This is a genomic window from Vibrio sp. 10N.222.46.A1 (assembly GCF_041473595.1).
GTDB lineage: Bacteria > Pseudomonadota > Gammaproteobacteria > Enterobacterales > Vibrionaceae > Vibrio > Vibrio tasmaniensis_A.
In genome coordinates this window covers 1-5875 of the sequence record NZ_JBFRSN010000254.1, presented here as the reverse complement: position 1 = coordinate 5875, position 5875 = coordinate 1, and the positions used below count along the sequence as shown (strand labels likewise).

Sequence of the window (5875 nt, the reverse complement as noted above, 5' to 3'; positions counted from 1 at the left end):
ACGCTCAGCTGCAACTTGTGCTGCGAACGGAGTAGATTTACGAGAACCACGGAAACCTGAACCACCTGCTGTAGCCCATGCAAGAGCGTTGCCTTGACGGTCAGTGATAGTTACGATTGTGTTGTTGAAAGAAGCATGAATGTGCGCTACGCCATCAGCTACTTGCTTGCGTACGCGCTTACGCGCGCGAGTTGGTTGTTTTGCCATTGTACTCTACCTTATCCGACTATTTCTTGATCGGCTTGCGCGGACCCTTACGGGTGCGAGCGTTGGTTTTAGTACGCTGTCCACGTAGTGGTAGACTGCGACGATGACGAAGACCGCGGTAACAGCCAAGGTCCATAAGACGCTTGATGTTCATCGATACTTCACGACGTAGATCACCTTCTACAGTGTATTTAGCTACACCATCACGCAGTTGATCGATCTGCTCTTCAGTTAGTTCACTGATCTTAGCATCTTCAGCAATACCCACTTCAGCTAGAATAGCTTGAGAGCGAGTTTTGCCAATACCGTAGATTGCAGTAAGTGCAATTACAGAATGCTTATGATCAGGAATGTTAATGCCGGCTATACGGGCCATTATTCACTCCTAAGGGGGTTCATAAAAGAATTATCCGCAGCAAAGCCCGTTATGGATACGCTGCGGCATACTACTTCTTTTGCACGCAAAAGGTAGGCCGAGGAATATACTCGACTCTACCTAGTATTTCAAGTAAAAATTTCTGCTGATTAGCCTTGGCGTTGCTTATGCTTTGGCTCACTGCAAATCACGCGAACGACACCGTTACGCTTGATAACTTTACAGTTACGGCAGATTTTTTTAACGGAAGCACGAACTTTCATTGCTAAACTCCGTAAATGGAATCGAAATAATTACTACCGAATTAACGGCCGTAACCTTTCAGATTCGCTTTCTTTAACACAGAATCATACTGTTGTGACATCAGATGAGTCTGTACCTGTGCCATGAAATCCATGATAACTACCACTACGATTAGTAGTGATGTGCCGCCGAAGTAGAAACGAACGTTCCACGCGACCATCATGAATTCAGGAATCAGACATATAAAAGTAATGTATAGAGCGCCCGCAAGGGTTAGCCTAGTCATCACTTTATCGATATATTTCGCTGTCTGCTCACCTGGGCGGATACCGGGTACGAATGCACCAGACTTCTTCAAATTATCAGCTGTTTCACGCGGGTTAAACACCAACGCTGTATAGAAGAAACAGAAGAAGATTATAGCTGCTGCATAAAGCATTACATACAAAGGTTGACCTGGGCTAAGAGCTAATGACACGTCAGTTAACCAACCGAACGCGCTGCTTTCACCATTTTGACCAAACCATTGTGCTAATGTTCCTGGGAACAAAATAATACTTGATGCAAAAATCGCTGGAATAACACCTGCCATATTAATCTTAAGAGGCAAGTGAGAGCTTTGAGCTGCAAAAACTTTACGACCTTGTTGACGCTTCGCATAGTTAACGACGATACGACGTTGACCACGTTCCATGAAAACTACGAAGTAAATTACAGCAAAAGACAATACCGCGATAAACAACAGAAGAAGCACATGCAATTCACCTTGACGCGCTTGCTCGATTGTTTGACCGATTGCAGAAGGCAATCCAGCAACAATACCTGCAAAAATCAGAATGGAAATACCATTACCGATTCCTCGCTCAGTGATTTGTTCACCTAACCACATCAAAAACATGGTACCAGTTACTAAACTCACGGTAGCAATAAGCGTAAACATGGTTTGGTTGATAACAACCAGATTGTCGACCATGTTTGGTAAGCCTGTTGCGATACCAATAGCTTGGAATGTTGCAAGTACAAGCGTGCCGTAGCGTGTATATTGGCTTATCTTACGACGGCCTGCTTCACCCTCTTTTTTGAGTTCCGCTAACGCTGGATGAACTACAGTTAGCAATTGGACTACGATCGATGCCGAAATGTACGGCATGATACCCAATGCTAATATAGATGCACGCTCAAGAGCACCACCGGAGAACATGTTAAACATTTCTACGATGGTACCTTTTTGCTGATCGAACAAATCGGCAAGTACAGCTGCGTCAATACCAGGGATCGGCACAAAAGAGCCGGCTCGGAATACTAAAAGTGCACCAATTACGAATAATAAGCGCGACTTTAGTTCACTTAAGCCGCTCTGAGCACTACGAAAATCTTTTCCTGGTTTCTTAGCCATCTGTACCTCGTTCCTCGAGATTATTCCTCGATTTTACCGCCTGCAGCTTCGATTGCAGCTTTAGCGCCTTTAGTCACGCGTAGACCTTTAACAGTCACAGCTTTGCTTAGGTCACCAGAAAGAACGATCTTAACAAACTCGATGTTCTTAGTGATAACGTTAGCAGCTTTAAGGCTGTTAAGATCAACTACGTCACCTGTTACTTTCGCTAGCTCAGCTAGACGAACTTCAGCAGACACTAGGCTCTTACGAGAAGTGAAACCGAATTTAGGTAGACGTTGTTTTAGAGGCATTTGACCGCCTTCAAAACCTGGACGAACAGAGCCGCCAGAACGTGACTTTTGACCTTTGTGACCGCGGCCACCTGTTTTACCAAGGCCAGAACCGATACCACGACCTACACGCTTCTTAGAAGGTTTAGAGCCAGCAGCCGGTGATAGAGTATTCAAACGCATTCTGATTACTCCTCAATCTTAACCATGTAGTAAACCTTGTTGATCATACCGCGTACGCACGGAGTATCTTCAAGTTCTACTGTATGGTTGATGCGACGAAGACCTAGACCTTTAAGACACGCTTTGTGCTTAGGTAGGCGACCAATTGAGCTTTTAGTTTGAGTTACTTTAATAGTTGCCATCGTGTGCTTACTCCGAAATAGATTCAACAGTTAGACCACGTTTAGCAGCAACCATTTCTGGTGACTTAACGTCTACTAGAGCACCAATCGTTGCGCGAACAACGTTGATTGGGTTCGTTGAACCGTATGCTTTAGAAAGAACGTTATGTACGCCTGCAACTTCAAGTACGGCACGCATTGCACCACCGGCAATAACACCTGTACCTTCAGCAGCTGGCTGCATGTAAACTTTAGAGCCCGAATGACGACCTTTCACCGGGTGGTGAAGAGTGCCTTCGTTAAGCGCAACAGTAACCATGTTACGACGCGCTTTTTCCATTGCTTTTTGAATCGCTGCAGGTACTTCACGAGCTTTGCCGTAACCGAAACCTACGCGACCATTACCGTCACCAACTACTGTTAGTGCAGTGAAGCTCATGATTCGACCACCTTTAACCGTCTTAGATACACGGTTAACAGCGATCAGCTTTTCTTGCAAATCATTAGCTTGTTGTTGTTCTTTAGCCATCTTCCAACCCTACCTTAGAATTTCAGACCAGCTTCGCGAGCAGATTCTGCTAGCGCCGCTACTCGACCGTGGTATTGGAAACCAGAACGGTCAAATGCAACTGAAGCTACGCCTTTTTCAAGAGCGCGCTCAGCAACAGCTTTACCAACTGCTTTAGCTGCATCGACGTTACCAGTGTTCTTAACTTGCTCACGGATCGCTTTTTCTACAGTAGAAGCAGCTGCGATAACCTCAGAGCCGTTTGCCGAGATAACTTGAGCGTAAACATGGCGAGGAGTACGATGTACTACCAGGCGAGTTGCACCAAGTTCTGCAATCTTACGACGTGCACGTGTAGCACGACGGATGCGAGATGCTTTCTTATCCATAGTGATACCTTACTTCTTCTTAGCTTCTTTAGTACGCACATTTTCATCTGCGTAACGAACACCTTTGCCTTTGTAAGGCTCAGGAGCACGGTAAGAACGAATGTCAGCCGCAACTTGACCTACTACTTGCTTATCGCAACCAGTAATAACGATCTCAGTTTGGCTAGGGCACTCAGCTTTAATACCTTCAGGTAGAGCGTGCTCTACTGGGTGAGAAAAACCAAGAGTTAGACCTACAGCGTTGCCTTTCATAGCAGCACGGTAACCAACACCCTTAAGAGTTAGCTTCTTAGTGAAGCCCTCAGTAACACCCACAACCATGTTATTAACTAGAGCGCGAGCTGTACCAGCTTGTGCCCATGCGTTAGTAACACCTTCTTTCGGACCGAAAGTTAGGTTGTTTTCTTCCTGTGCAATAACTACGGCGCTGTTAAGAACGCGAGTAAGCTCACCTTTGCTACCTTTTACAGTAACTTCTTGGCCGTTTAGTTTCACCTCTACGCCAGCTGGAATAGCGACAGGTGCTTTAGCAACACGAGACATAATCTACTCCTTAAGCTACGTAACAGATGATTTCACCGCCAAGACCTGCTTTACGAGCAGCACGGTCAGACATCAGACCCTTGGAAGTAGAAACAACTGCAATACCAAGACCACCCATCACTGTAGGTAAAGAGTCTTTATTTTTATAAACTCTTAGACCAGGACGTGATACGCGCTTGATTTGCTCGATTACAGGTTTAGCTTGGAAGTACTTAAGAGTAACTTCTAGCTCAGGTTTTGCTTCGCTGTCAACAGCGAAGTCTACGATGTAACCTTCAGCTTTAAGTAATGCAGCAATTGCAACTTTAAGCTTTGAAGAAGGCATTTTTACAGCAACTTTATTTGCTGCCTGACCGTTACGAACGCGGGTCAGCATATCCGAAATCGGATCTTGCATGCTCATAAGATTTACTCCAAATGATTAAGTGGCAATTACCAGCTAGCCTTACGAAGACCCGGAATCTCGCCTTTCATGCAAGCTTCGCGAACCTTAATACGGCTTAGACCGAATTTACGTAGGTAACCGTGTGGACGACCAGTTTGGTTGCAACGGTTGCGCTGACGTGATGCACTTGAATCACGTGGAAGAGATTGCAGTTTAAGAACCGCATTCCAACGATCTTCTTCAGATGCGTTTACATCGCTAATGATAACTTTTAGCGCAGAACGCTTTTCAGCGAACTTAACTACTAGTTTTGCACGTTTAGCTTCACGTGCTTTCATTGATTGTTTAGCCATAACAGTAACCCTACCCTTACTTACGGAATGGGAAGTTAAAGGCAGCCAGCAGAGCTCGGCCTTCCTCATCGGATCCCGCAGATGTCGTGATAGTAATATCAAGACCGCGGACACGATCGACTTTATCGTAGTCGATTTCCGGAAAGATGATTTGCTCGCGAACGCCCATGCTGTAGTTACCGCGTCCGTCAAAAGACTTAGCGCTAACACCACGGAAATCACGTACACGTGGAAGTGCGATAGAGATTAAACGCTCTAAAAATTCCCACATGCGCTCACCACGCAAGGTTACTTTACAACCAATTGGGTAGCCTTCACGAATTTTGAAACCAGCTACAGATTTACGCGCTTTCGTGATAAGAGGCTTTTGACCAGAGATCGTTGCCATATCAGATGCTGCGTTTTCTAGCAGTTTCTTATCGTTGATTGCTTCACCAACGCCCATGTTTAGGGTGATTTTCTCAATCCTAGGGACTTGCATGACGCTTGTGTAGCTGAACTCTTTGGTAAGCTCAGCGACTACAGACGACTTGTAGTAATCATGCAGTTTCGCCATAGTAGAACTCCAAATTACTTCTAATTAGTTAGAAACAGTTTCGCCGTTAGATTTGAAGAAACGAACTTTCTTGCCATCTTCGATACGGAAACCGATACGGTCTGCTTTACCAGTAGCCGCGTTAAAGACTGCAACGTTAGAAGCATCAATAGCTGCTTCTTGTTCAACGATGCCACCTTGTTGACCTAGAGCCGGAACCGGCTTTTGGTGTTTTTTAACAAGATTGATGCCTTCAACAACAACTTTACCAGTTGTCAGAACCTTAGTTACTTTACCTTTCTTGCCTTTATCTTTACCAGCAAG

General features: G+C 45.2%; 13 protein-coding genes. All 13 read right to left on the bottom strand.

Going from position 1 to position 5875, the window contains the following annotated elements; genetic code table 11:
- Positions 1–207 (bottom strand): 30S ribosomal protein S11 (gene rpsK / locus AB4496_RS08710; RefSeq protein ID WP_372130821.1); only part of this gene is annotated, 207 nt, incomplete at its 3' end.
- Between the two features lie 19 nt (positions 208–226).
- Positions 227–583: a 30S ribosomal protein S13 gene (gene rpsM / locus AB4496_RS08705; RefSeq protein WP_004738779.1), complete on the bottom strand. Its 357-nt coding sequence runs from the start codon at positions 581–583 to the stop codon at positions 227–229.
- 149 nt (positions 584–732) lie between these two features.
- On the bottom strand, positions 733–846 hold the full coding sequence (gene rpmJ / locus AB4496_RS08700; RefSeq protein ID WP_000868186.1) for a 50S ribosomal protein L36: 114 nt from the start codon (positions 844–846) through the stop codon (positions 733–735).
- A gap of 41 nt (positions 847–887) precedes the next feature.
- The gene (secY, locus tag AB4496_RS08695) at positions 888–2222 is read right to left on the bottom strand and encodes a preprotein translocase subunit SecY (protein ID WP_004736759.1); all 1335 of its coding nucleotides are present in this window, start codon (positions 2220–2222) and stop codon (positions 888–890) included.
- 20 nt (positions 2223–2242) lie between these two features.
- A complete protein-coding gene (gene rplO / locus AB4496_RS08690) occupies positions 2243–2677 on the bottom strand; it encodes a 50S ribosomal protein L15 (RefSeq protein WP_004736758.1) in 435 nt (144 codons plus the stop codon).
- 5 nt (positions 2678–2682) lie between these two features.
- Complete coding sequence (rpmD, locus tag AB4496_RS08685; RefSeq protein ID WP_004736756.1) at positions 2683–2859, bottom strand: 50S ribosomal protein L30; 177 nt, start codon at positions 2857–2859, stop codon at positions 2683–2685.
- 7 nt (positions 2860–2866) lie between these two features.
- Positions 2867–3367, bottom strand: a complete 501-nt coding sequence (gene rpsE, locus AB4496_RS08680) for a 30S ribosomal protein S5 (RefSeq protein WP_004736754.1) — start codon at positions 3365–3367, stop codon at positions 2867–2869.
- Positions 3368–3381: 14 nt separating this feature from the next.
- Entirely contained in the window at positions 3382–3735 is a 354-nt protein-coding gene (rplR, locus tag AB4496_RS08675; RefSeq protein ID WP_009847783.1) for a 50S ribosomal protein L18, read from the bottom strand.
- 9 nt (positions 3736–3744) lie between these two features.
- Positions 3745–4278, bottom strand: coding sequence for a 50S ribosomal protein L6 (gene rplF, locus AB4496_RS08670; RefSeq protein WP_009847784.1), 534 nt, complete (start codon positions 4276–4278; stop codon positions 3745–3747).
- A gap of 10 nt (positions 4279–4288) precedes the next feature.
- Positions 4289–4681 (bottom strand): 30S ribosomal protein S8, encoded by a 393-nt coding sequence (gene rpsH / locus AB4496_RS08665; protein WP_009847785.1) that lies wholly within the window; start codon positions 4679–4681, stop codon positions 4289–4291.
- Positions 4682–4710: 29 nt separating this feature from the next.
- A complete protein-coding gene (rpsN, locus tag AB4496_RS08660) occupies positions 4711–5016 on the bottom strand; it encodes a 30S ribosomal protein S14 (protein WP_004736747.1) in 306 nt (101 codons plus the stop codon).
- A gap of 16 nt (positions 5017–5032) precedes the next feature.
- Positions 5033–5572 (bottom strand): 50S ribosomal protein L5, encoded by a 540-nt coding sequence (gene rplE, locus AB4496_RS08655; RefSeq protein ID WP_004736744.1) that lies wholly within the window; start codon positions 5570–5572, stop codon positions 5033–5035.
- Between the two features lie 24 nt (positions 5573–5596).
- Positions 5597–5875, bottom strand: a 279-nt coding sequence (rplX, locus tag AB4496_RS08650; protein WP_372070340.1) for a 50S ribosomal protein L24, incomplete at its 5' end; no start/stop codon positions are given.

Bases quoted from the DNA above. Each gene is read 5' to 3' on its own strand.
- rpsM (WP_004738779.1), bottom strand. From the start codon at position 583: ATGGCCCGTATAGCCGGCATTAACATTCCTGATCATAAGCATTCTGTA.
- rpmJ (WP_000868186.1), bottom strand. From the start codon at position 846: ATGAAAGTTCGTGCTTCCGTTAAAAAAATCTGCCGTAACTGTAAAGTT.
- secY (WP_004736759.1), bottom strand. From the start codon at position 2,222: ATGGCTAAGAAACCAGGAAAAGATTTTCGTAGTGCTCAGAGCGGCTTA.
- rplO (WP_004736758.1), bottom strand. From the start codon at position 2,677: ATGCGTTTGAATACTCTATCACCGGCTGCTGGCTCTAAACCTTCTAAG.
- rpmD (WP_004736756.1), bottom strand. From the start codon at position 2,859: ATGGCAACTATTAAAGTAACTCAAACTAAAAGCTCAATTGGTCGCCTA.
- rpsE (WP_004736754.1), bottom strand. From the start codon at position 3,367: ATGGCTAAAGAACAACAACAAGCTAATGATTTGCAAGAAAAGCTGATC.
- rplR (WP_009847783.1), bottom strand. From the start codon at position 3,735: ATGGATAAGAAAGCATCTCGCATCCGTCGTGCTACACGTGCACGTCGT.
- rplF (WP_009847784.1), bottom strand. From the start codon at position 4,278: ATGTCTCGTGTTGCTAAAGCACCTGTCGCTATTCCAGCTGGCGTAGAG.
- rpsH (WP_009847785.1), bottom strand. From the start codon at position 4,681: ATGAGCATGCAAGATCCGATTTCGGATATGCTGACCCGCGTTCGTAAC.
- rpsN (WP_004736747.1), bottom strand. From the start codon at position 5,016: ATGGCTAAACAATCAATGAAAGCACGTGAAGCTAAACGTGCAAAACTA.
- rplE (WP_004736744.1), bottom strand. From the start codon at position 5,572: ATGGCGAAACTGCATGATTACTACAAGTCGTCTGTAGTCGCTGAGCTT.